The organism is Prauserella shujinwangii (genome assembly GCF_003001955.1).
Lineage (GTDB): Bacteria > Actinomycetota > Actinomycetes > Mycobacteriales > Pseudonocardiaceae > Qaidamihabitans > Qaidamihabitans shujinwangii.
Genome location: NZ_PVNH01000009.1, coordinates 66,792 through 90,109, shown reverse-complemented (window position 1 = coordinate 90,109; position 23,318 = coordinate 66,792). Strand labels below are relative to the sequence as shown.

24 protein-coding genes are annotated in these 23,318 nt (G+C 73.6%); 18 read left to right on the top strand and 6 right to left on the bottom strand.

Annotation, left to right across the window (positions count from 1 at the left end):
• Window positions 1–30: 30 nt before the first annotated feature.
• Window positions 31–1,131: an ABC transporter ATP-binding protein gene (locus B0I33_RS21475; RefSeq protein ID WP_106180647.1), complete on the top strand. Its 1,101-nt coding sequence runs from the start codon at window positions 31–33 to the stop codon at window positions 1,129–1,131.
• A 60-nt stretch (window positions 1,132–1,191) separates the two neighbouring features.
• On the top strand, window positions 1,192–1,896 hold the full coding sequence (locus B0I33_RS21470) for a GAF and ANTAR domain-containing protein (protein ID WP_106180646.1): 705 nt from the start codon (window positions 1,192–1,194) through the stop codon (window positions 1,894–1,896).
• A 7-nt stretch (window positions 1,897–1,903) separates the two neighbouring features.
• Here the strand turns inward: B0I33_RS21470 and B0I33_RS21465 are convergent, their stop codons facing one another.
• Window positions 1,904–3,079: a trans-sulfuration enzyme family protein gene (locus tag B0I33_RS21465; protein WP_106180645.1), complete on the bottom strand. Its 1,176-nt coding sequence runs from the start codon at window positions 3,077–3,079 to the stop codon at window positions 1,904–1,906.
• Window positions 3,080–3,140: 61 nt separating this feature from the next.
• Here B0I33_RS21465 and B0I33_RS21460 point away from each other — a divergent pair, with 61 nt between their 5' ends.
• Window positions 3,141–4,595, top strand: a complete 1,455-nt coding sequence (locus tag B0I33_RS21460) for an aminotransferase-like domain-containing protein (RefSeq protein WP_245900910.1) — start codon at window positions 3,141–3,143, stop codon at window positions 4,593–4,595.
• On the opposite strand, the gene B0I33_RS21455 is transcribed toward B0I33_RS21460, so the two are convergent.
• Window positions 4,576–5,154, bottom strand: a complete 579-nt coding sequence (locus B0I33_RS21455; RefSeq protein ID WP_106180643.1) for a TetR/AcrR family transcriptional regulator — start codon at window positions 5,152–5,154, stop codon at window positions 4,576–4,578. The two genes, B0I33_RS21460 and B0I33_RS21455, sit on opposite strands and share 20 nt — an antisense overlap.
• A 91-nt stretch (window positions 5,155–5,245) precedes the next feature.
• Between B0I33_RS21455 and B0I33_RS21450 the strand changes: the two genes are divergently transcribed.
• The 3 genes from B0I33_RS21450 to B0I33_RS21440 all read left to right on the top strand — a co-directional run bounded on the left by B0I33_RS21450 (window position 5,246) and on the right by B0I33_RS21440 (window position 7,708).
• A complete protein-coding gene (locus tag B0I33_RS21450; protein WP_106180642.1) occupies window positions 5,246–5,710 on the top strand; it encodes a PaaI family thioesterase in 465 nt (154 codons plus the stop codon).
• 224 nt (window positions 5,711–5,934) lie between these two features.
• Complete coding sequence (locus B0I33_RS21445; protein ID WP_106180841.1) at window positions 5,935–7,191, top strand: molybdopterin-dependent oxidoreductase; 1,257 nt, start codon at window positions 5,935–5,937, stop codon at window positions 7,189–7,191.
• 1 nt (window position 7,192) lies between these two features.
• A complete protein-coding gene (locus B0I33_RS21440; RefSeq protein WP_106180641.1) occupies window positions 7,193–7,708 on the top strand; it encodes a hypothetical protein in 516 nt (171 codons plus the stop codon).
• On the opposite strand, the gene B0I33_RS21435 is transcribed toward B0I33_RS21440, so the two are convergent.
• Window positions 7,617–8,210: a TetR/AcrR family transcriptional regulator gene (locus B0I33_RS21435; protein WP_245900907.1), complete on the bottom strand. Its 594-nt coding sequence runs from the start codon at window positions 8,208–8,210 to the stop codon at window positions 7,617–7,619. The genes B0I33_RS21440 and B0I33_RS21435 overlap by 92 nt on opposite strands.
• Before the next feature lie 118 nt (window positions 8,211–8,328).
• On the opposite strand from B0I33_RS21435, the gene B0I33_RS21430 reads away from it, so the two are divergent.
• Window positions 8,329–10,365 (top strand): fatty acid desaturase, encoded by a 2,037-nt coding sequence (locus B0I33_RS21430; protein WP_245900905.1) that lies wholly within the window; start codon window positions 8,329–8,331, stop codon window positions 10,363–10,365.
• Between the two features lies 1 nt (window position 10,366).
• On the opposite strand, the gene B0I33_RS21425 is transcribed toward B0I33_RS21430, so the two are convergent.
• A complete protein-coding gene (locus B0I33_RS21425) occupies window positions 10,367–10,759 on the bottom strand; it encodes a hypothetical protein (protein ID WP_106180639.1) in 393 nt (130 codons plus the stop codon).
• A 171-nt stretch (window positions 10,760–10,930) separates the two neighbouring features.
• On the opposite strand from B0I33_RS21425, the gene B0I33_RS21420 reads away from it, so the two are divergent.
• Complete coding sequence (locus B0I33_RS21420) at window positions 10,931–11,323, top strand: response regulator transcription factor (protein WP_106180638.1); 393 nt, start codon at window positions 10,931–10,933, stop codon at window positions 11,321–11,323.
• A gap of 3 nt (window positions 11,324–11,326) precedes the next feature.
• Here the strand turns inward: B0I33_RS21420 and B0I33_RS21415 are convergent, their stop codons facing one another.
• Entirely contained in the window at window positions 11,327–12,097 is a 771-nt protein-coding gene (locus B0I33_RS21415; RefSeq protein WP_106180637.1) for an ANTAR domain-containing protein, read from the bottom strand.
• Between the two features lie 138 nt (window positions 12,098–12,235).
• Entirely contained in the window at window positions 12,236–13,429 is a 1,194-nt protein-coding gene (locus tag B0I33_RS21410) for a TetR/AcrR family transcriptional regulator (protein ID WP_106180636.1), read from the bottom strand.
• A gap of 137 nt (window positions 13,430–13,566) precedes the next feature.
• Between B0I33_RS21410 and B0I33_RS21405 the strand changes: the two genes are divergently transcribed.
• From B0I33_RS21405 to B0I33_RS21360, 10 genes are read left to right on the top strand one after another with little or no spacing between them, the layout of a single operon-like run.
• The gene (locus tag B0I33_RS21405) at window positions 13,567–14,442 is read left to right on the top strand and encodes an oxygenase MpaB family protein (protein WP_106180635.1); all 876 of its coding nucleotides are present in this window, start codon (window positions 13,567–13,569) and stop codon (window positions 14,440–14,442) included.
• Window positions 14,439–15,248, top strand: a complete 810-nt coding sequence (locus B0I33_RS21400; RefSeq protein WP_106180634.1) for an MlaE family ABC transporter permease — start codon at window positions 14,439–14,441, stop codon at window positions 15,246–15,248. Before B0I33_RS21405 ends, B0I33_RS21400 begins: the two co-directional genes overlap by 4 nt.
• Entirely contained in the window at window positions 15,248–16,096 is an 849-nt protein-coding gene (locus tag B0I33_RS21395) for an MlaE family ABC transporter permease (RefSeq protein WP_106180633.1), read from the top strand. Before B0I33_RS21400 ends, B0I33_RS21395 begins: the two co-directional genes overlap by 1 nt.
• A 2-nt stretch (window positions 16,097–16,098) precedes the next feature.
• Window positions 16,099–17,364 carry an MCE family protein gene (locus tag B0I33_RS21390; RefSeq protein WP_106180632.1) on the top strand — a complete coding sequence of 422 codons (1,266 nt, stop codon included), beginning with the start codon at window positions 16,099–16,101 and terminating at the stop codon, window positions 17,362–17,364.
• On the top strand, window positions 17,361–18,350 hold the full coding sequence (locus B0I33_RS21385; RefSeq protein WP_106180631.1) for an MCE family protein: 990 nt from the start codon (window positions 17,361–17,363) through the stop codon (window positions 18,348–18,350). The genes B0I33_RS21390 and B0I33_RS21385 overlap by 4 nt, the downstream gene beginning before the upstream one ends.
• A complete protein-coding gene (locus B0I33_RS21380; protein WP_106180630.1) occupies window positions 18,347–19,345 on the top strand; it encodes an MCE family protein in 999 nt (332 codons plus the stop codon). The genes B0I33_RS21385 and B0I33_RS21380 overlap by 4 nt, the downstream gene beginning before the upstream one ends.
• A complete protein-coding gene (locus tag B0I33_RS21375; RefSeq protein ID WP_245900902.1) occupies window positions 19,342–20,442 on the top strand; it encodes an MCE family protein in 1,101 nt (366 codons plus the stop codon). Before B0I33_RS21380 ends, B0I33_RS21375 begins: the two co-directional genes overlap by 4 nt.
• A complete protein-coding gene (locus B0I33_RS21370) occupies window positions 20,439–21,485 on the top strand; it encodes an MCE family protein (protein ID WP_106180628.1) in 1,047 nt (348 codons plus the stop codon). The genes B0I33_RS21375 and B0I33_RS21370 overlap by 4 nt, the downstream gene beginning before the upstream one ends.
• Window positions 21,482–22,681: an MlaD family protein gene (locus B0I33_RS21365; protein ID WP_106180627.1), complete on the top strand. Its 1,200-nt coding sequence runs from the start codon at window positions 21,482–21,484 to the stop codon at window positions 22,679–22,681. Before B0I33_RS21370 ends, B0I33_RS21365 begins: the two co-directional genes overlap by 4 nt.
• The gene (locus B0I33_RS21360; protein WP_106180626.1) at window positions 22,681–23,277 is read left to right on the top strand and encodes a hypothetical protein; all 597 of its coding nucleotides are present in this window, start codon (window positions 22,681–22,683) and stop codon (window positions 23,275–23,277) included. The genes B0I33_RS21365 and B0I33_RS21360 overlap by 1 nt, the downstream gene beginning before the upstream one ends.
• Window positions 23,278–23,318 lie beyond the last annotated feature (41 nt).

Below are 23,318 nucleotides of genomic sequence, written 5' to 3'. Positions count from 1 at the left end.
GCAACGACGCGACGAAAGGGTGCGAGCGACATGGCCGTGGTCTCCTTCCGAGAGGCATCCCGAGTCTTCCCCTCCACACCTCCGGTGCGCGCGGTGGACAAGCTCGACCTGGACGTCGCCGACGGCGAGTTCCTGGTGCTGGTCGGCCCCTCCGGCTCCGGCAAGTCGACGGCGCTGCGCATGCTCGCCGGTCTGGAGGATGTCGACGAGGGCGCGATCTACATCGACGACCGCGACGTCACCGACATGCCGCCGAAGGACCGCGACATCGCGATGGTGTTCCAGTCCTACGCGCTGTATCCACACATGACGGTGGCCGAGAACATGGGCTTCGCGCTGAAGCTGAAGCGGGTCGCCAAGTCGGAGATCACCGCCCGCGTCCGGCAGGCCGCCGAGCTGCTGGACCTCACCAACTACCTGGACCGCAAGCCGAAGGCCCTCTCCGGCGGCCAGCGCCAGCGCGTGGCGATGGGCCGCGCGATCGTCCGCGAGCCCGCCGTGTTCCTCATGGACGAGCCACTGTCCAACCTGGACGCGAAGCTGCGCGTGGAGACCCGCGCGAACATCGCCGCGCTGCAGAAGCGGCTCGGCACCACTACCATCTACGTCACGCACGACCAGGTGGAGGCCATGACGATGGGTCACCGCGTGGCGGTGCTCAAGGACGGCCTGCTGCAGCAGTGCGACACGCCGCGCGCGCTCTACGACCAGCCCACCAACGCGTTCGTGGCCGGGTTCATGGGTTCGCCGAGCATGAACCTGGAAACCGTGCCGCTCACGCCGCAGGGCGCGCAGCTCGACGGTCTCACCGTGCCGATCCCCCGCGCGACGCTGGCGGCCGCCGAGCGCGCCGGACTGGACAGCGTGACGGTCGGCCTGCGCCCGGAGGCGTTGCGGGTGGCGGGCTCCGAGGAGTCCGCGATGAAGGTGACCGTCGAGCTGGTCGAGGAGCTCGGCGCCGACGCCTACGTGCACGGCTCCGTGCAGCTCGGCGACCGGTCGGCGCGCGTCATCGTGCGCGGCGACAGCCGCATGCCGCCGCGGCTCGGCGAGGTCGTGCACGTGACGGTCTCCAATCCGGACGAGGCACACCTGTTCGACCCCAACACGGGCGAACGACTGCCTTCCTGACCGCCTACCGTGCTACCGGGCACGTGTTTCACCGTCCGCGTGCCCGGGTAGCACGGCACTATGCAGGGCAAGCGCGATCCGGAGGAGCTGGCTACGGCGCTGGCCCACATGGCACGCGATCTGCTCACCCAACCGTCCGTTCAGGACACGCTGGACCGCATTGGCCACCATGCCACCGAACTCGTCGACGGCTGCACCGACGCGGGGATCCTCGTGCTGGACGGCACCCGGGTCCGCACGTTGTCCGCGACCTCATCACTGGTCGAGCACTCCGATCGGCTGCAGGGCGAGTGCGGGGAGGGTCCCTGCTTCGACGCCGTCCGTGACCGGCAGGAGGTCTACCGGATCCCGGACATGACGGATACCGTCGACCGCTGGCCCCGGTTCGCCCCGAAGGCGCGGGACCTCGGGATCGGGAGCATGATGGGCTTCCTGCTGTTCACCGAGGACGAGAGGTACGGGGCGCTGGATCTCTACTCCACCGATCCCGATGCCTTCAACGAGAGGTCGGAACAGGTCGGCTGGCTGCTGGCCTCCCACGCGGCGGTCGCGCTCGCCAGTGCCCAGCACGACGCCCAGCTTCGCGACGCCATCGCCACCCGCCAGGAGATCGGCGAGGCGATGGGCATCCTCATGGAACGCTACAAGATCTCCGAACGGCAGGCGTTCGCCGTCCTGGTCGAGGCCTCGCAGCGGCAGAACACCAAGCTGCGGGAGATCGCGGGCACGGTCACGGCGACCGGTGAGCTGCCCGGAGCGCGCTGACCCGCGATCATCCGGCCCGCAGCGCCTGTTCGACGTCCGCCCACAGGTCCTCGGGGTGCTCGATGCCGAGCGCGACGCGTACCTGCTCCCTGCCGACGCCCGCGGCCCGCAGCGACTCGGCGTCGAGGTGGCGGTGCGACGTGGTGGCCGGGTGCATGGCCACCGTCTCGGTGCCGCCGAGCGAGCCCGCGTTGAGCACGAGCTCCAGCCGCTTCAGGAAGTCGTGCGCCGCGCCGGGCACGGCCAGATCGAACGCCACCGTGCCGCCGTACCCGCCGTCGAGCACCCTGCGCGCCCGCTGGTGGCTGCCGTGCCCGGGCAGGCCGGGGTAGTGCACCGCCGCGACGGCGGGGTGCCCGGCCAGCCGCTCGGCGAGCAGGGCCGCGCTGGCGCACTGCCGGGTGACCCGCAGCGGGAGTGTCTTCAGGCCGCGCAGCAGAAGCCAGGCGGCGAACGGGTCGGCGACGACGCCGAGCCCGATGGCACGCACCCACGTCCTGCGGTACTCGTCGGGATCGGCGAACACGGCGAGGCCGCCGACGACGTCGTGGTGGCCCCCGAGGTACTTGGTGGCCGAGTGCACCACGATGTCGGCGCCGTGTTCGAGCGGCCTGCAGAGCAGGGGGGTCGCGAACGTGTTGTCGACCACCGTCGTCACCCCCGCCGCCGTCGCCTCGGCGGCGAGCGCGGGCAGGTCGGCGACGAAGCCGGTGGGGTTGGCGATCGTCTCCAGCCACAGCAGCCTGGTCTCCGGCCGCAGCGCGTTCCGCAGCTCGGCGGGGTCGTCGCCGCCGACGTAGGTCACCTCGACGCCCCAGCTGTCCGTCAGGTCCCGCAGCGCGGCGAAGGTGCCGCCGTAGAGCGCCCGCTGGGCGACCACGTGGTCGCCGGCGCGCAGCCGGGAGTGCAGGACGGCGCTGGTGGCGGCCATCCCGGAGCTGGTGGCGAGCGTGGCGGCGCCGCCTTCCAGGCCGGTGAGCGCGTCCTCCAGCGCGCGGACGGTGGGGTTGGCGTAGCCGCTGTAGGCGAAGTCGCCTTCCGGCCCGTTCATGGCACCGGCCAGCGACTCCGGGTCGGCGAAGCCGAAGATCGCGCTCTGGTACAGCGGCACGGCGACGGGGGTGCCCCTGGGCGGCTCGGGGACGGGCATCCGCACGGCCCTGGTCTCGCGGTGGTGGGTCATGCGGGCAGTCTCGCGGGAAAACCGGTGTCCAACCCAGTGCCAATGCGCCAGTATTGGTCTGGTGAACAAGCCACTTCCGGCAGCCGAGCTGGCCGCCCGGCTCGGTCGCTGGTCGGCCGGGCGAGGGCCGCTCTACGTCCTGCTCGCCGCGCGGCTGCGCGCGATGATCGACGACGGTGAGCTGCGGCCGGGCACCGCACTGCCCGCCGACCGCACGCTCGCCGCCGCGCTCGCGGTCGGCCGCAGCACGGTCGTCGCCGCCTACGATCTGCTCAGCCAGGACGGCAAGATCGTCCGCAGGCAGGGCAGCGGCACCCGGGTGGCGCCCGCGGCGCTCCGCCCGGATCCGGGCAGGCCGGTGGACACCACGAACCCCCTGTTCGCGCACCTGCTGGAGGCGCCGGACCACGTCATCCAGCTCACTTGCGCGGCGGTCAGCACGGCGCCGGAGGCGGTGCGCGACGCCTACGAGAAGGCGCTGGTGCGGCCGATCACCGGGGACATCGGCTACTACCCGGCTGGCCACCCGGCACTGCGGGAGGCGCTCGCCGACCGGTACACCGCGCGCGGGCTGCCCACCGATCCGGGACAGATCCTCGTCACCTCCGGCGGCCAGCAGGCCCTGTCCCTGCTGGCCGGCGTGCTGGTCGGTCCGGGTGACCGGGTGCTCGTCGAGGCGCCGACCTACCCGGGCGCGCTGGAGGTGTTCCGGCAGTCGGCCGCCACCCTGCGCGGGGTGCCCACCGGTGCCGACGGGCTGGACCTGGACGCGACGCTGCGCGCTCTGCGCGACCGGCCGTCGGCGGCGTACCTCGTGCTCACGCACCACAACCCCACCGGCTCGGTGCTGCCCAACCTCGCGCGGCGGCGGCTGGCGGAGACCGCGGCCGAGCTGGGGGTGCCGCTGATCGACGACGAGGTGCTCGCCGACCTCGCGTTCGACGGCCCGCCGCCCCCGCCACTCGCCGCGTTCGCGCCGGAAGGCACCGGGATCACGATCGGCTCGCTGAGCAAGAGCGTGTGGGGCGGCCTGCGGGTGGGCTGGGTGCGCGCGTCGGCCGCGCTCGTCATGCGGCTGGCCCGGCTGAAGGCCATCCACGACCTGGGCAGCAACGTCGTCGGGCAGCTGGCCGCGGCCGAGCTCGTGGCGGACCTCGACGGCCTGCTGGCCGAGCGCGTGACCGAGCTGCGGGTGCGGCACGACCGGCTGTGCGCGGAGCTGTCCGCGGCGCTGCCCGACTGGGAGTTCCGGCCGGTACCCGGCGGGCAGACGCTGTGGGTGCGCCTGCCGCACGGGGACGGGGTGTCGTTCGCGCAGCGCGCGCTGCGCAGCGGCGTCGCCGTGCTGCCCGGTGGTTCGCTCGACGTGTCCGGGGCGAGTGGCGCCCACCTGCGGCTGCCGTTCCTGGAGCCGCCGGACCGGCTGGCCGAGGCGGTGCGCCGGATGGCGGAGGCGTGGCGGGACTACACCCCCGCCCCGCACGCCAGTCCCTCGCTCACGTCGCTGGTGGTGTGAGGTAGCCGCCGACCAGCCAGGTGAGCTGCCGCTCGGCGTCGTCGAGTGGACGCACGGAGCGGGTGGCACGGGCCTGGACGATCGCGCCCTCCAGCGCGCTGACCACGAACCCGGCCAGCGACCGCGCGCTCTCGCCGTCCAGGCCCCCGGCCGCGAAGGCGCGGGCGAGCCTGCGCTCCCAGGTGGCGAACGCCTGCGCGGCCGCCTCCCGCGCCGAGGGCGTGTCGGCTCCGGCGAGCGCGGCGGCGACGACCGGGCAGCCCACCGCGAAGTCGGTCTCCCGCAACGTCGTCCGCCACCAGCGCACCAGCGACCGCAACGCGCCGACCGGGTCGCGCGAGCCGAGCAGGGTGGCGAGGAACTCGTCCATCCGCAGCCCGGCGACCCTGGTCGCCTCCTCGACCAGCCCGGACTTCCCGCCGGCGAAGTGCTGGTAGACCGACGCGCGGGCGGTGCCGCTGTGCTCCAGCAGGTCGGCGAGGCCGGTGGCGTGCACTCCCCGCTCGCGGATCAGCGCGATGGCACTGTCGATCAGGCGGTCCCGCGGTCCGGCTGTCATGTCCGTCTCCTTCCGCCCGCAACTCTAGACCGATCGGTCTGCCCGTGCTGGAATGCGACGACATAGACCGATCGATCTATCGAGGTGACCCATGACGACGGAGTCGATCCAGGATCTCGCGTCCCGCCTGGCCACCATGCCGGGACTCGACGCGCTGCGGGCGATGACGGCACTGCCGGAGCGGCCCCCGTTCATCGGCACCCTGCTCGGGATGGACGTCGAGGAGCTGGAATTCGGCAGGGCGGTGTTCAGCCTCGCGACGCGGCCGGACTTCGCGAACCCGCTCGGCACGCTGCACGGCGGAATCTGCGCGACCCTGCTCGACTCGGCCATGGGCTGCGCCGTGCACTCGACGCTGGAAGCCGGCGTCGGCTTCGGCACCCTGGAGCTCAAGGTCAACTACATCCGCTCGGTGCCGACGAGCGGCCACCGCCTGATCGCGACCGGGACGACCATCCACGTCGGCCGCCGCACGGCCACCGCCGAGGGCAGGGTCGCCGACGACGAAGGCAGGCTGATCGCCCACGGCACCACGACCTGCCTGCTGCACCGCTGACCCCCGCACGCGTGTCCGCGGTCCACGCACGCGTGTCCGCGATCTGTGTACGCGTGTCCGCGATCCACGCACGCCGGGGCGCGCGGGAGGCGGCACAGACGGCGGACACGTGAGCACAGACGGCGGACACGTGAGCGCAGGCGGCGGACACGCGGTCTTACGAAACGCGGACGGACCGGCGCACCGGCTGGCAGGGCCCGTCGCCCGCGGCGATGCTGGGGATGATGCGACCGCCCAACCCGTTCCGGCCCGGTACGTGGCGCAGCCCCCTCCGGGGGCCGTGGCTCACGTCGGTGCTCGCCGTCGTGCTGCTGGTGACGCTGCCGATCGTCACCATCACCGGGCTGCTGTCCTACTCGGCCTACGGGCCGCAGTTCGGGCAGGCGATCCCGGCCGACGTCGGCTGGCTGCGGTTGCCGCCGTTCGACTGGCCCACCGATCCCGCGTGGCTGTACCGCCTGACCCAGGGCCTGCACGTGATCCTCGGGCTGATGCTGGTGCCGGTGGTCCTGGCGAAGCTGTGGTCGGTGCTCCCGAAGCTGTTCACCTGGCCCCCGTTCCGCTCGCCCGCCCAGGCGCTCGAGCGGTTCACCCTGCTGCTCCTCGTCGGCGGCGTCCTGTTCGAGATCGTCACCGGCGTGCTGAACATCCAGTACGACTACGTCTTCGGCTTCAGCTTCTACACCGCGCACTACTACGGCGCCTGGGTGTTCCTCGCCGGGTTCGTCTCCCACGTGGCCCTCAAACTGCCGCGCATGACCCGCGCGCTGCGGTCGCGGTCGCTGCGCGCGGAGCTGCGCACGAGCCGCGCGGAGACGCGGCCGGAGCCTGCCGACCCCGACGGGCTGGTCAGCCCCGACCCGGAGCCGGCCACGCTGAGCAGGCGCGGCGCGCTCGGCATCGTCGCGGGCGGCACGCTGCTCGTCGGCACGCTCACCGTGGGGCAGACGATCGGCGGCGCGGCGCGCCACACGGCACTGCTGCTGCCCCGCGGTCGCGACCTCGGTACCGGGCCGAACGACTTCCAGGTCAACCGCACCGCCGCCGCAGCGGGCATCGAGGCGACCCAGGTGGGTCCGGAGTGGACACTGGAGTTGCTCGGCGGTCCGGAACCGGTGCGGCTCAGCCGCGCCGGGCTGGCCGCGCTGCCCGGCCACGCCGCGACATTGCCGATCGCCTGCGTCGAGGGCTGGTCCACCACCCAGCACTGGGCGGGTGTCCGGCTGCGGGATCTGGCCGAGCTCGCCGGCGTGCACGACCCCGCCTCCGCCCACGTCCGGTCGCTGCAGCGCGGCGGCGCGTTCAACCAGGCCACGTTGCAGGCCAACCAGGTGCTGCATGCCGACTCGCTGCTGGCGCTGCGGGTCAACGGCGCCGACCTCTCCCTGGACCACGGCTTCCCGGCGCGCGTGATCGTGCCCGCGCTGCCGGGTGTGCACAACACCAAGTGGGTCCGCTCGATCGAGTTCCGGAGGGCGTGACGTGGCCGGCCGTCCCCACCTCCGCTACGGGGCCGGGCCCTGGCACCTGGCGGCCGTGCTCGGCGCACTGGCGCTCGCGGGTTACGCGGTGTTCCTCGTGTCCGACGCCCCGGCGCTGCCGCGGATCGCGCTGTGGTTCGCCGGCGCCGTGGTGCTGCACGACCTGCTGCTGTTCCCGCTCTACACGGTCGCCGACCGTGCGCTGGGCCGCGTGTCCGCCTCGGTGTCGCTGCGCAACCACCTGCGGGTGCCCGTGCTCGCGTCCGGCTTGCTGTTGCTGCTGTTCCTGCCGGGCATCGCCGAGCACGGCAGCGGTACCTACCTGGCGGCCACCGGGCAGACACAGGAGCCCTTCGCCGAACGCTGGTTGCTGCTGACGGCGGGGTTCTTCGCCGCGAGCGGGCTGGTGTTCGCGGTCCGGGTGCTCAAGCGGAGAGCCAGAGCCCGGCGATCCGGCGGACCTGCGCGATCGCGTCCTCGGCCGGGCCGAGGGGCTGCGCGAGGTGGCTCAGGGTGAGCCGCACGACGGCGTCCACCAGCGGGCCGGGATCCCGCTCCGCCAGCTCGGGGTACTGCTGCCGGACGTAGCCGAGCACCGCCGTGACGGCCCGCCGCAGTACCGGCTCCGGCCGGGTCGCGAGCAGCGGCAGCAGCTCGTCCGCGCCCGGATGGGGCGCCGCGAGGATGGCCTTGAGCAGCGGGTTGTCCGCACCGGTCCGGAGCGTGTACTCGACGGCCGAGGCGACGCCGGTCACCGGGTCGCCGGGGTGCTCGCGCAGCCGCGTCTCGATGCCGTCGAGGAACCGGTCGGCCTCCCTGGTCACCAGCGCCTCACCGAGGGCCTGCTTGGTGCCGACCTCCTTGTGCACGCTCTGCCTGCTGACGCCCACCCGCTCGGCGATCCGGCTCATCGTCACCGCGGCCCAGCCCTCGGCACAGGTGATGTCGGCCGCCGCGTCGAGCAGCCGGTCCCGCAGCAACGCGCGCACCTCGGCCTGGAAACCGCGCTCCCGTACCACACCCGCAGCATACAGCACCCAGACGGATGTCCATCGTGTTGACAAAATCAGCACGAGTGTAAACAGTGGGGCCAGGCAACGGTGCCGTGTCAAGCATGGGAGGGGTGTCGTGAACCCGGTGACCACCGAAGGTCCGGTACTCAGCGAGCCGGAGGTCGCGGCCGTCCGGCGCGGGGTCCCCGACCCCGGGATCGCGCTGCCCCGGGTGGCCGTGCCGACCGTCCTGCTGTTCGCCGCGAACCTCGCCGTCTGGACACTCGCCACCTGGCTGGTGCTCGGCGGCTTCGGCGCCGAATGGCTGTGGCTGTCGATCCCGCTGCACACGCTCGTGAGCTTCGCGATGTTCACCGTGCTGCACGAATCCACCCACCATGCGGCGGGCAGGCTGACCTGGGTCAACGAGCTGCTCGGCAGGCTGTCCATCCCGTTCGTCGCCGCGTGGGGCTCGTTCCCGATGGTGCGGTACGTCCACATCGAGCATCACCGCAACACCAACGAGGACATCCACACCGACCCGGACGCGTGGACCGAGCGCGGGCCCGCGTGGCAGTTGCCGCTGCGCTGGCTGACCGTCGACGCCTGGTACCTGCGGTTCTACCTCCCGCGCACGCGCACCCGGCCGCGCGCCGAGGTCGCCGAGGCCACCGTGATGCTGTTCACCTCGATCGCCGTGTTCGCCACGGTGATCGCCACCGGGCACCTGTGGGAGCTGGCGGTGATCTACCTGATCCCGCAACGGATCGGGCTGGGCATCCTCGCGTGGTGGTTCGACTGGCTGCCACACCACGACCTCGGCGTCACCGCGCGCACCGACCGGTTCCGCGCCACCCGGGTCCGCGTCGGCTGGGAACGGCTGTTCACGCCCGTGATGCTGTACCAGAACTACCACCTGGTGCACCACATCCACCCGACCATCCCGTTCTACCGCTACATCCAGGCGTGGCGGCGGACCGAGGAGGACTACCTCGACCGCGCCGTACCCATCGCGACGGCATGGGGCCGCGCGCTCTCGCCCGGGGAGTACCGCGCGTGGCGCGGGATCACCGGCTCGCCCGGCGGCGAGCCGCCCGCAGCCGGCCGCCCCCGCTACCACCGGCTGTGCGTGTCCGAGGTGCGACCGCTCACCGCCGACTCCGTGTCGATCACCTTCGTCGTCCCGGACGACCTGCGGGAGACGTTCCGGTTCACGCCGGGCCAGCACGTCGCCGTGCGGGCGCTGGTCGACGGCAGGGAGCTGCGCCGCACCTACTCGCTCTGCTCGGCGGCGGGCTCCGGGGTGCTGCGGATCGCGGTGAAGCGGGTGCCGGGCGGCGCGTTCTCCGACCACGTGCTCCGGTGGTTGCGGTCGGGTGACGAGCTGGACGTGCTGCCGCCCACCGGCCGGTTCACCGTCACGCCGAGGCCGGGCACCAGCCGCCACCTGGCCGCGGTCGCCGCGGGCAGCGGCATCACGCCGGTGATCTCCATCGTGGCCAGCACGCTGCTGGCCGAACCCGGCAGCCGGGCGACGCTGCTCTACGCCAACCGCGACCGCGCCTCGACCATGTTCGCCGACGAGCTCACCATGCTCGCCCGCCGGTTCGAGGGCAGGCTGCGGATCGTGCACTTCCACTCCCGCCCCGACGGCGGAGCCGAGGCGCTCACGCCGCCCGACGTGCCTCGCTACGAGCGGACCGTCGCCGGGCACCTGACGCCCGAGCGCCTGGCGGAACTGTGGCCGGAACTCGCCGGGGCCGACGCGTGGTACCTCTGCGGGCCGGAACGGCTGGCCGACCGGATCGCGGGCGCGCTCACCGAGCGGGGCGTGCCGGGCGGGGACGTCCACCGCGAGCGGTTCACCGGCACCGCCGAGCCGGGCGCCGCGGTCGCGGACGTGGTACCCGCGACCGTGTCGGTGACGCTGGACGGCCGGACCACCGAGCTCGACGTCGGGGCGGGCGAGTCCCTGCTGGAGGGCGCCCTGCGGCACCGGCTGGACGCGCCGTACTCCTGCACCGGAGGGGCCTGCGGCACCTGCCGGGCCACCCTGCTGTCCGGCACCGTCCAGATGGAGCAGAACTACGCGCTCGGCGCGGACGAGGTGTCCCGGGGCTCCATCCTGACCTGCCAGTCGCGTGCCACGAGTGCCGAGGTCGCGATCGACTACGACCGCTGAGTCAGCCTGGCGGCTCCGCGGTGCCCTCGACCGCGTCCGCGCCGTCGGCCGTCGTCTCGAACCGCTGGAACTCGAAGCGGATCCGGTCGCGGTCGGGCACCGCGGTGATGATCCCGGCGATGTCGCGGTGCCGGAGCCCGCTCAGCAGCCGCGCCAGGTCCTCGGGGGCCTGCGCCGGGTGCCAGTCGGTCTGGGTGAGGGTGCGGTGCAGCTCGGCGACATCCCAGCCGTCGGTGTTCCCGCTGCCCGCGGGCACCGCCAGCGTGACGTCCAGCAGCCAGCGCGAGGGCTTGCCGGTGAGCGCGGGCGTGCGGTGGCTGTCCACGCCGATGACCTGGTCGGCACGGACCAGCCCGTCGCTGAGCGTGCGGATCCAGATGCTCTGCAGTCCCATCCGTCGGCCTCCCCGTCGGTCTGCCGTCCACCGTCCTGGAACCGGGGCGCCCGGCCCCAGGGCCGAAAGTCCCTGGAAACGAGATACCGCTTCCGGAATCGTAACGGTTGGGTGCCGGTCCGCGATCGGTTCCACATAGGACGTGCTAGGACCAGCGACGGCAGGAGCCTCATGAACATCCTCCTCATCGAGGACGCGCCCGCGCTCGCGGAGATCGTGCGGTTCGCGCTCGAGCGCGAGGGACACACCGTCACCGTCGCCCCCGACGGCATCACGGGCCTCGCGCACGCCCTCGCCGGGACGGCCGACGCGGTGCTGCTCGACCTGGTCCTGCCCGGCCTGCCCGGGATCGAGGTGCTCCGCCGCATGCGCGCCGCGGGCGTGTGGACCCCCGTCCTGGTGTCGTCGGCGCGGGACGGCGCGAGCGACGAGGAGGACGTGCTGGCGCTCGGCGCCGACGGCTTCCTGCCGAAACCGTTCTCCTGGCCGGTGCTGCTGGGGCGGCTGCGTGCCCTGCGCGGGCGGGAACGACCGCCCGCGCCCGCGGGGCTCACCTGCCGCTGACCGTCAGATCTCCTCGCGGTGCTCGGCGAGCATGCCCGCCACCTCGGTGAGCTTCATGTTCAGGTGCTGTGAGGCCTCGCGGAGGATCTTGAACGCCTCGTCGGCGTCCACGCCCCTGCGTTCCATCAGGATGCCCTTGGCCTGCCCGATCACGTCCCGGCTGTGCAGGGCCTCCCGCAGCTGGGCCGCCTTCAGCTCGGCCGCGGTGGCGGCGTCGGTGGTCTGCAACGCCGTGGCGGCGTGCGCCGCGAGCAGCATCGCGATGTCCCGGTCCACCGCGTCGAGGCCGTTCGCCCGGAACGAGTAGAGGTTGAGCGCGCCGTACCACGGCGGGGTGCCCAGGGGGAACAGGCCGGCGGCGAGCACACTGCGCACGCCGAGCTCGGCGGCCGCGGGTCCCCACCTGGGCCATGCGGCGCACGTGGCCGAGTCGGCCTGGTAGACCAGCCCCTCGCCGGGGACCCGGGTGGCGTCCACGCACGGGCCCTCGTCGAACCGGTACTGGAGCTCGTCCAGCCGCACCGCCAGTTCGTCGGTGTGGACCGGCGTCACGAAGTTCCCGCTCGGGGTACGCAGGGTGACGCTGACCAGGTCGGCCTCCGGTACGACGGACGCCGCGGTGCCGACCAGGTGCTTCAGCACGTCGCCCACGGTGCGCGCACCCAGCAGCCGCTCGGCGAGCCGGACGAACTCGCGTGTCACCGGGTCCGGCGTGCGGTACGACGGCGAACCGAACGCCCGATGCCCGTCCCGTTCCGGGATCCCACTCTTCATTCGTCTCGTCCTCCTCGGAGGCCGTCTCGACCGCAGCCTACGCGAGTCCCCCGCCCACGCACGCGAGTCCCGCACTCAGGCTCGCGAAACGGGCGGTCCGGAACGCAGCACTCGCGGCACTGAGCGGGGGACTCGCGGTCAGGTGGCGAGGGTCACCGAGACCAGGTGCCGGACCTGATCGGGGTCGGCGGGGCGGGCGCGGTTCATCGACAGGTCGTGCGCGATGTTGAGCGCGGCGTGGACGGCGAGCCGCACCCGCGCCCCGCGCGTGCCCTGCCGGGTGGCGGCGACCAGCCGCACCCACTGCTCGACGTGCTCGCGCTGCACCTTCCGCAGGGCGTGCCGGTCGCCGGCGGGCAGGTTGCCGTACTCGGACAGGTAGACCGCGGCCAGGTCGGCGTGCCGGAAGGCGTACCCGACGTAGGCGTCGATCACGGCCCGCAGGGCCTCCTCCGGACTCCTCGCCCGCTCGATCGCGACGCCCATCGCCGCGGTCAGCCGGTCGGCCGCCCGGTAGTACACGGCCGCGAGCAGATCGGCCTTGCCCGCGAAGTGCCGGTAGACGCTGGAGCCACTGATTCCCGCCGCCGCGCCGAGGTCCTCCATGGTGACGCCGTGGAACCCCCGTTCCCGGAACGTCCTGGGCGCCGCCACCAGCAGCCGCTCCCGCCGGGACACGAACTCGCCCGGCCCGGCGCTGTCGGGCTCCGGCACGACGGCCCCGCGGGGCGGCAGGTCCGCGGCCAGCACCCGGGAGGCCACGCCACGCAGCCCGGCCTCCGCGGCCTTCGCCGAGAGCGGCGTGCGATGGGTGCCGAGGCTGGCCAGCCCGCTGAGCACCGCGGAGGCGAGGGTCGTCCGGTCGGTGCCGGACAGCTCCGGCCTGGTCTCCCCGAGCAGACCGGCGACCGCGCCGACCAGGTGGCGCAGCGCGGCGGTGAACCGGGCGTGGTCGGCGGGTTCCAGGTGGCGGCGCTCCCACTGGTACAGCCGCACGCTGCGCCTGCGCTCGATCACCAGGCCCGCGCAGTCGCGCACCAACGCGTCGAGCCGCGCCGCCGCGGGCCCGGTGCGCTCCCCGGAGCGGGCCACCAGTTCCTCGAGCGCCCCGGTGATCTCGCGGGCGGCGTGCGCGAGGATCGCCTGTTTGTTCCGGAAGTGCTTGTACACGGCGGGCCCGGTGATCCCGGCCTCGGTCGCGATCTCCCCGAGGCCGACGGCGTAGTAGCCGCGCTCGCAGAACAGGTCCGCGGCGATGCGGGCGAGTTGTGATTTGCGATCGGGGCCACGCCGCACCGCAGCGGGGGCACCGGCCACCGGATCGCTCACCATCGCTCCTCCGTCGCCAGGACCGTTGCCACGTCTAACTTTTCACCGTACCCCGCACCGGGCGATGACTCTTGACAACGACCCGTGTCAGACAGCTAGGTTAATCCAGATTCGCATCGACGCAATCACCGGAGGCGCCCATGGCGAGCACGGCCCCCGCCCGGCCGGAGGCGCTGCCGGGTCCTGGTTCGGTGACCTGGCGGCACTTCGCCGCCGCCCCCGGAGTGCTGCTGTCCGGCACCGGCCTGCTGCTGCAGGTCGCCCACCCGGTGGTCGGGCAGGGCGTACTCGACCACTCGGAGTTCCGGCACCGGCCGTGGCGGCGCGCCTGGGACACACACCTGTCCACGCTGCGGTTCGTCTACGGCATGGGCCACGGCGCGCACGCCGAGGGCCGCAGGCTGCGGGAGGTGCACCGGAACATCAAGGGCGTCCTCAACGGCCCTGGCGCACCCGGCAGGCGCTACCACGCGCTCGACCCGAAGGCGTACTCCTGGGTGCACCTGACCCTGGCGAGGTTCCTGGTCGACACGGCCGCGACGTTCGGCGACCCGCTCGACGACGTCGAGCTGGAGCAGATGTGGCGGGAGTTCCGCGCGATCGGCCGCGCGCTCGGCATCCGCCCGCACCACATGGCCGCCACCTGGGCCGAGGCCGAGGAGCTGTTCGACCGGACCGTGCACGAGACCCTGGAGGCCAACCAGAGCACGGCTGACGTCCTCGCCGCGCTCACCGACCCGGCCAGCCCGAGCCGCCTGCTGCCCCGCCCGCTGTGGCGGCTGCTCTCCCGGCCCGCGGCGCGGGTCGTCCGGCTGACCACCGTCGGCACGCTGCCGCCGGTGCTGCGGGAGCGGATGAACCTGACCTGGACCGAGCGGGACGCGAGGAACCTCGACCGGCTCGCGCGCACGGTGCGTGCCGTGTACCGGCGGCTGCCGGAGCCGCTGCGCTACCCGCCGATCGCCTACTCGCTGATCCTCAGGGCGCGGCTGCGGCAGCGCGGAGCACGGCGATGAACCTGGCCGCGCCACCGGCGCGGGGACCGGTCGGGGACGCGCTGAACCAGGCGGGACTCCTGCTGGCCTTCGCCGTGCGCACGACCGCCGCGGCAGGCCGCGTGGTCGCGCGCCGCAGGCTGTCCTGGCGGGAACTGCTGGAGCAGACGTGGTTCCTGGCCGCGGTGACCACCACCCCGGCCGTGCTCGTGACCATCCCGCTCGGCGTGGTGGTCGCGCTCAACGTCGGCTCGCTCGCGGGTCAGCTCGGCGCCGAGGGGTACGGCGGTGCGGTGGTGGCGTTCGTGATCGTCGCGCAGGCCGCGCCGCTGATCTGCGCGCTGATGATCTCCGGCGTCGGTGGCTCGGCCATGTGCGCCGACCTCGGCGCCCGCACCATCCGCGAGGAGGTCGACGCGCTGGAGGTCATGGGCATCCCCGCGGTCGAGCGGTTCGTCGTGCCGAGGGTGCTGGCGGCGGTGCTGGTCAGCACGGCGCTGGCCTGCCTGGTGATGGCCGTGGGCATCGGCGCCAGCTTCACGTTCCAGGTAGCGGTGCTCGGCGACTCGCCCGGCAGCTTCCTCGGCAGCCTGACCGAATTCTCCCGGCTGGAGGACTTCCTGGTCGCCGAGGTGAAGGCCGCCGTGTTCGGGGTGCTCGCCGCGCTGGTCTCGTGCTTCAAGGGCCTCACGGCCAAAGGCGGTCCCGGCGGCGTCGGTCATGCCGTGAACGAGGCCGTGGTGCTCGCGTTCGTCCTCGTCTTCGTCGCGAACACGGTGCTCACCGAGCTGTACGCGGCGATCGTGCCCGCGCGGGGGGCGTACTGATGACGGCCCGCTCGCTCACCGTGTCCCCGGCCCGCGCGCTGCGGCCCGTGGTCGACGGCTTCGCGGGCCTCGGTACGCACGCGACCTTCTACGGGCGGGTGGTGCGGCACCTGCCCACCGCGGTCGTCCGGTACTGGCGGCACGTGCTGCGGCACGTCGGCGACATCAGCTTCGGCTCGGCCTCGCTGCTCGCGGGCGGCGGGACGATCGGCGTCGTCTTCGCGATGTCCGCCGTGGCCAGCACCCAGATCGGGCTGGAGGGCCACCGCGGGCTCGAGCTGATCGGCCTGTCCCCGATGACCGGACTGCTCTCGGCACTCGTCAACACGCGCGAGATCGCACCCGTCGTCGCCAGCATCGCGCTCGCGGCGAAGGTCGGCACCGGCTTCACGGCACAGCTCGGCGCGATGCGGATCTCCGACGAGATCGACGCGCTGGAGACGATGGCGGTGCCCTCGTTGCCGTTTCTCGTCAGCACGCGCATGGCGGCGGCGTTCCTCTCGGTGATCCCGCTGTACCTGGTGGGCCTGGTCGCCTCCTACGCCGCGACGAGCCTGGCCGTGGTGCACCTGAAGGGCCTGTCGGCAGGCACCTACGACTACTGGTTTCACCTGCTGCTCACGCCGTCCGACGTGCTGTTCTCGCTGCTCAAGGCGATCGTCTTCGCCCTGGTCATCACGCTGGTGCACTGCGCGTACGGCTACTACGCGACCGGCGGTCCGGAAGGTGTCGGCAAGGCCGCGGGGCGGGCGCTGCGTACCAGCATCGTCGCGGTGACGGTGCTCGACGTGCTGCTCACCATCGCGTTCTGGGGGCTGCGGCCCACGCTGCCGGGACTGGGGGCGTAGCCATGCCGGACCGGGGCCTGCCGAGCCGCACCTCGCTGGCGGTGCGGGGAGTCGCGATCGCGGCCACGCTGGTGACGGCCGCCGCCGCGACCATCGCCCACAGCGGCGGTGCGTTCTCCACCGACCCGGTGGTCACCACCACGCTGCCCGCGTCGGCGGGCCCGGTGCGCGCCAACTCGCCCGTGCAGTTCCGGGGTGCCGTCGTCGGCAGGCTGGACAGCGTCCACGGCGAGCCCGACCGGTCCTGGCTGGCCCTGCGGATGGACCCGGCCTCGATCGGGCAGGTGCCCGCCAACGTCGAGGTGCGCCTGCTCCCCCGCACCGTCTTCGGCGACCAGTACGTCGACCTGGCCGTGCCCGAAGGCGAGTCGCCGAGCGGGAGCCTCGCCGACGGTGCGGTGCTGCCCGCGGACGACTCGGGCCGCGTCGTCCGCCTCTACACCGCCTACACCCGCCTCTACCGGCTGATCGACGACCTCGACCCGGCGCGGCTGCAGGCGGCACTCACCGCGCTGGCGGACGCGCTGCGCGGGCGCGGCGCCGAACTCGGGGGCATGATCGACCGGGCGGCCACGCTCTCGGCGGACGCCGCCCCGCTGCTCGACTCGCTCGGCGAAGACGTGCACGCGGTCGCCTCGCTCGGCAGGGATCTCGCGTCCGCCGCGCCCGACCTGCTGCGCTCGCTGGACAACGCGGTGGCGCTGTCGCACACGGTCGTCGCCGAGCGGGCTTCGCTGTCGGCGCTGCTGTCCGCCGGGATCGAGCTGACCGGCGCCTCGCGCCGCTTCCTCGTGGACAACGCCGACCGGTTCGTCCAGCTCACCCACGCCACGGGCCCGCTGGCGGAGGCGTTCGCCCGGCATCCCGGCGCGTTCGGCGACACCGTCGACGCCGCGAACTTCTTTCTCGACGGCGGCAAGCGCGTGTTCGCCACCGGCCGGTTCCGCATCGCCGCCGCGCTGACACTGGACGACCCGTACCCGTACACCGCGGCGGACTGCCCCCGGTACCCGGGCATGGCCGGGCCGAACTGCGGTGCTACGACCCCGCAGCGGGACCGGCAGCCGGAGGAGCGGCCACCCGAGGGCGGCACGGCGGGACCGGTCGGCGGCCCCCGCGAGCAGGAGACCATGCGGCGGCTCGCGCCGCTGCTGCCCGACCCGCGGGGCACGGCCGGGGACACGGCGGACCAGCCGCCGTCGGCGGACCTGCTTTCGTTGCTGCTCGGCCCGATGGTGCGCGGCAACCGGGTGGTGGTGCCGGGATGATCCGGGCGACCGTCGCCAAGCTCCTCGCGTTCACGGCCGTGTGCGCGACCTCCGCCGTGCTCGTGGTGAACACGCTGACCGATCCGCTGCCCGGCCCCACCGCCACCTACCATGCGGTGTTCACCGACGCGCAGGGCCTGCGACCCGGATCCCGGGTCACGGTCGCCGGGGTCCGCGTCGGCAAGGTGACCGATCTGTCCCTTGTGGACGGACGCGCGCACGTCACCTTCGCCGTCCGCACGGACCAGCGCGTTCCGGCCGAAGGGCTGGCCGTGATCCGCTACGCCGACCTGCTCGGGTCCCGCTACCTCGCCCTCACCGAGGGGACGGGGGAGCTGCCGCCCGGAGCGACCATCCCGGTCGAGCGCACCCGCCCCGCGCTCGACCTCACCGCGCTGTTCAACGGCTTCAAGCCGCTGTTCGACGCGATCGACCCGGACGAGGTCAACCGGCTCGCCGAGGAGATCGTCGCCGTGTTCCAGGGCGAGGCGACGTCGATCGACGGGCTGCTCAGCAAGGTCGTCTCGCTGACCACGACCCTCGGCGGCCGGGACGAGGTGATCGGGCAGGTGCTGGACAACCTGACGAAGGTGCTCGACACGATGAACAGCCACCGCGAGGACCTGCGCGGGCTGGTGACGAGCCTCGCCGAGCTGACCGGGTTCGCCGCCGACACCCGGCACCAGATCGCGGGCGCACTCGACAGCGGGGCCGAGCTGGCGGGCTCCCTCACCCGGCTGCTCGGCGACATCGGTCCCGGGCTGACCGAGGACGTGCGCAGGCTCGGGTCGGTCACCCGGACGCTGACGGGCAACCAGCGGGAGTTCGAGGCGACCATGCGCGAGTTCCCGCCGTTCGCGCGGACACTGAACCGCACACTCGACTACGGATCCTGGGTCAACGTCTACGTCTGCGACCTCGCCGTCGACCTCGGCGGCGAACCGGTCGGCCTGGGCACGGGACCGCATTCGGAGGTGTGCCGATGAGCGCGCCCGCCCGTTCGCGCCGCCGCGGCCCGCTGGTGGACGGGGCACTCGGCGCACTCGTGCTGCTGGTCGTCGTGGCCGTGGCGGTGGCCGCACCGCGTGTGTCGTTCCTGGCCTCAACCCGTGCCTACACCGCGGAGTTCGCGAACGCGGCCGGGTTGCGCGAGGGCGACCAGGTGTACGTCGCGGGGGTCCCCGCGGGCCGGGTCACCGCGGTCGAGCTGGCCGGTGACCGCGTCCGCGTCGGCTTCCGCCTGGACGGCGGCCAGCCGCTGGGCGAGCGCACCAGCGCCGCGGTGAAGCTGGCGACCGTGCTCGGCACCCGGCACCTCAGCGTGCGGCCCGCCGGTCCCGGCGAGCTGGCGGACGGCGCGACGATCCCGCTGGCACGCACCGCGGTGCCGTACAGCCTCGGCGAGCTCGGCGCGGACGCGGCCGCCACGACGGCGGAGCTGGACCTGCCGACACTGCGGCGGATGATCGGCACGCTGCGCCGTTCCGCACCCGACGGCGACCTGCTCGGCAGCGCGCTCACCGGCATCAGCCGCGCCACCGAGGTCGTCGGCGAGCGGGGCGGCCAGTTCCGGGCCCTGCTGCGGGGCGTGCGCACGCTGACCACCTCGCTGCTCGACCAGCGCGAAACCCTGGTCGCCCTGCTCGGCGACGCCCGCCTGGTGGCCGACGTGCTGCACTCCCGGCGGGACACCGTCCGCACCCTGCTCACCGACGTCAACACGCTGACCACGGCGCTGGACGAGCTGCTGCGGGAGAACGAGCCGCTGCTCGACCCGCTGCTGTCCGACCTGCACGCGGTCACCGCCACGCTGAGCCGCACCGAACGCGAGCTGTCCGAGACGCTGCGCTTGCTCGGTCCGGGCAGCCGCTACCTCGCCAACGCGACCGGCAACGGCCCGTGGGGCGACGTCGCCGGGCCCGCCGGGCCGCTGCCGGACAACCTGCTGTGCGTCGTGAAGCTGCTGGAGGGGTGCCGGTGACCGGGCCGATCCGTACCCGCCTGATCGCGGCCGCGTGCGTGTTCGCGCTGGCCGCCGCCGCGGTGTGGCAGGTCCTGCTGCGACCGGAGCCGGTGCTGCGGGTCTCGGCCGACTTCGCCACGGCCGACGGCATCTTCGCGGGCAGCCGCGTCGCGGTGCTCGGGGTCCCGGTCGGCACGGTGGAGTCCGTCCGGCCGAGGGGCGGCTCGGTGCGCGTCACGATGACCCTGCCGGGCGGCACCGCGGTGCCGGCCGACGCAGGCGCCTACATCATGAGCCCGGCCGTGATCAGCGACCGGTTCGTGGAGCTCGCCCCCGCGCACACCGGTGGTCCGGCGCTCGCCGACGGCGCCGTGATCCCCGTCGAACGCACCCACGCGCCGGTCACCTGGGACGAGCTGGCGGCCTCCCTGGACGACCTGCTCGTCGCACTCGGACCGCGGGGCGCGAACGAGGGTGGCGGGCTCGGTGCGCTGGTGAGCGAGGCCGCCGACTCGCTCGGCGGCAACGGGCAGCGGATCCGGGACGCGGTCGGCGACGTGGCGCGGGCGACCGACGTGCTGGCGGGCAGCGCGGACGACATCGGCGCGGTGCTCGACGCGGTCGACCAGCTGACCGGGATCCTCGCCGACCACAGGTCCACTGTGGACTCGATCGCGGGAACCGTGACACAGGCGGCGGGCGACTTCGCCGCGCAACGGGACGCGGTGGCGCGTTCGGTCGAGCAGCTGTCGCGAGCCCTGGGCACCCTCGGGCGCCTGCTGCGGGAGCACGGCGACCGGCTGACCACCGACGTGTCGCGGCTGGCGAGCCTGAGCACGACGCTGGTCGCCCACCAGCGGGACCTCGCGGAGACACTGGACACGCTGCCGCTCGCGCTGCAGAACTTCGGCCGCGCGGTGACCGATGACGGCAGGCTGCGCATCCGGCTCGACATCTCCACCAACCTGAGCCAGTTCCCGGCCACCGCGCGGCTGTGCGCGCGGCTCCCGCTGCCGCTGTGCGACGGGGCGGGCATCGTGAACCCGATCCCGTTCCCGCCCGAGATCCCGGACGCGCTCGGGCTGGACGCGGCGCTGGACGGCGGTGGCGGATGAGAACCCGGCTCGTGGCCCTCGCCGCCCTCCTCGTTCTCGGCACGGCGCCGGTCGCAGGCTGCGCGTTGAGCCTGCAGAACGTGGCGGGTGCCGGTCCCGGCGGCGAACCCGGCTACCGCGTCACGGCGGAGTTCACCGACGTCTCCGGACTGCCGCTCGGCGGGACCGTCCGGGTCGGACAGGCGGCCGTCGGCCGGGTCGCCGCCGTCCGGACCGAGGACTTCCGGGCCGTCGTGACGCTGGAGCTGCACGCCGACGTGGACCTGCCCGCGGGCACCCGAGCCCGGCTGGAGCTCACCTCGGCGCTCGGTGAGCAGTTCGTGGTGCTGGAGCCGCCTCCCGGCCCGGCGCGGGGTCCCTCGCTCGCCGAGCGGCCGGTGATCCCGCTGGCGCGGACGGCCCGCGGCCCGGATGTCGAGAACACGCTCGCCGCGGTGGGCACGCTGCTGAACGGCTCCGGCATCGACCAGGTGCGCACGATCGTCGAGGAGGCGAACGCCGCGCTGTCCGGCCGCTCGGGGAAGGTGCGCGACCTGCTCGCGCGCCTGGACACCGTGCTCGCCTCGCTGGACCGGCGCGGCGGCGAGATCGCGTCGGTGATCGACTCCATGCACGCCGTCTCGGCGCGGCTCGCGGAGAGCACCCCGACGATCGAGGCCGCGCTCACCGACATCCGGCCCGCGCTGGACGTGCTGCTCGCCGAGCGCGAGCGGTTCGCCACGCTGCTCGCCGACGTCTCCGCCCTCGGCCGCGTGACCGGCGGGCTGATCGAGCGGACCGGCACCGCGCTGACGACGCAGCTGAAACAGCTGCGGCCGGTGCTCGGCGAACTGGCCTCGCTGGACGCCGACCTCGGCCGGACCCTCGCCGACCTGCGGACGTTCACCGGGCTGGTCCGGCAGGCCGCGCCCGGTGACTACCTCCTGCTGGACGGCACCCTCGACGTACCGCTCACGGTCGCGGAACTGCTCGACCCCGACCCCGGCCGGGCCCAGCCCGCCCCCGGCGGGGCCGGTGCGCTCCTGGAAGGCGGGACGCGATGAGGAACCGGCTCGCCCTCGCCCAGCTGGCGCTGTTCGTGGTCATCACGCTCGCCTGCGGCTACTACGTCGTCACCAGCGTGGCCGGGCCGGGCGCGTTCGCCACGCCGATCCGGGTGACCATGCGCATGCCGGACACCGGGGGCCTCACCGTGGCCTCCCGCGTCACCTACCGGGGGGTCGACGTCGGCGACGTGTCCGCCGTCCGGCTCGCGCCGGGGCGGGACGGCGTGGAGGTGGCGCTCGCGCTCGCGCCGGGCACGCGCGTACCCGCGGACACCACCGCGGTGGTCACCATGGCGACGCCGATGGCGATCACCCATCTCGACCTGCGGCCCGCCGGGAACGGGCCGCCGTACCTGGACAGCGGCGACGTGCTCCCCGCGGAGCGGACACGCAGGCCGTTGCCGCTCGAACGGCTCCTCACCGACTTCACGGCGCTGGCGGACAGCCTGCCCGCCGACGACGTGGCGGCGGTCGGGGAAGCACTGGCGACCGGTCTCGACGGTCTCGGCCCCGAGCTGGGCCGCGTGCTCGACAACACCGGGACCCTGCTGGAGCTGGCGACCGAACGCGCACCCCAGCTGCGCCGGATCATCCGCGACGGCAGGGCGCTGCTGGGCGAGGACGGCGGGCGGCTGCGGGAGCTCGCCGGGGCGATGCGCCGGTTCACCGACGCGCTGCGGGAGCACGACCCGGCGATCCGCCAGTTGCTGCACCGGGTTCCGGAACCGACGCGCCGCGTCGCCGGCCTGCTGACCGAGAACCAGCCCGCGCTCACCACGCTGCTCGGCAACCTGGTCACCACCGGCCAGCTGGTGAGCGTCCGCGCGCCCGCGGTGGAGCAGCTGCTGATCTCCCTGCCCGGCACGCTGACGGAGCTCGGCGGGATCGTCGAGGGCGACACCGCGAAGTTCTACCTCGTCGGCACGCAGGGTCCGGTCTGCTACAACGAGACACCCCGCCGTACCCCGGTGGACACCGAACCCCGGGAACCCGGACTCTCCTGGCACTGCCCGCCGGGACCACGGCTGTCCCAGCGCGGCGCCGCGAACGCGCCGCGCCCGGAGGCGGCACCCCGCACGTACGACCCGGGCACCGGGCAGGCGATGCCGTTCGACGTGGGCACGAACGGCGGGCAGAGCGCCGTTCTCGGGCCCCGATCCTGGTCCGCCCTGCTGCTGCAAGGAGCGCGCTGATGAACGAGACGACACCACACCGGCCCGCACCGCACCCGCGATCGGAGCGCGAGGAACCGGAATCGGGCACTGTGGACAATCCTGTGGACACTGTGGACAACACGGAGGCTCCGGACGCGCGAAGGAGGAGGCTCCGGGCGGCGCTCGCCGCGCTCGCGGTGGTGGCGGCACTCGGCGGTGCGGGCGTGTTCGGGTACCAGCACTTCTCCCTGCGGGCGGACCAGGCCGCAAGGCAAGAGGCGCTGGCCGCGGCCGAACGGTTCGCGGCAAGCCTGTCCTCGTACGACTTCCAGGACCTGGAGCGCAACTTCCGCGGGGTCACCGAACACGCCACCGACCGATTCGCGCAGCAGTACCGGCAGGTCGGCGACAACCTGACGAAGCTCATCGAAGAGCACGAGGCGGTGTCGAAGGGCGAGGTGCTCGCGGCCGGGGTGGTCGCGGGCGACCGGGACAGTGCCGTGGTCCTGCTGTTCGTGGACCAGACGATCAGCAACACCAACAGTCCCCAGCCGCGCGTCGACCGCAACCGGATGCGGATGACGCTGGTGCACCGGGACGACCGCTGGCTCGTCGACGACGTGACCCTGCTCTGACCGTGTCGTGAGTGAGAAACGTGGTGAGAACCACGGAAAAC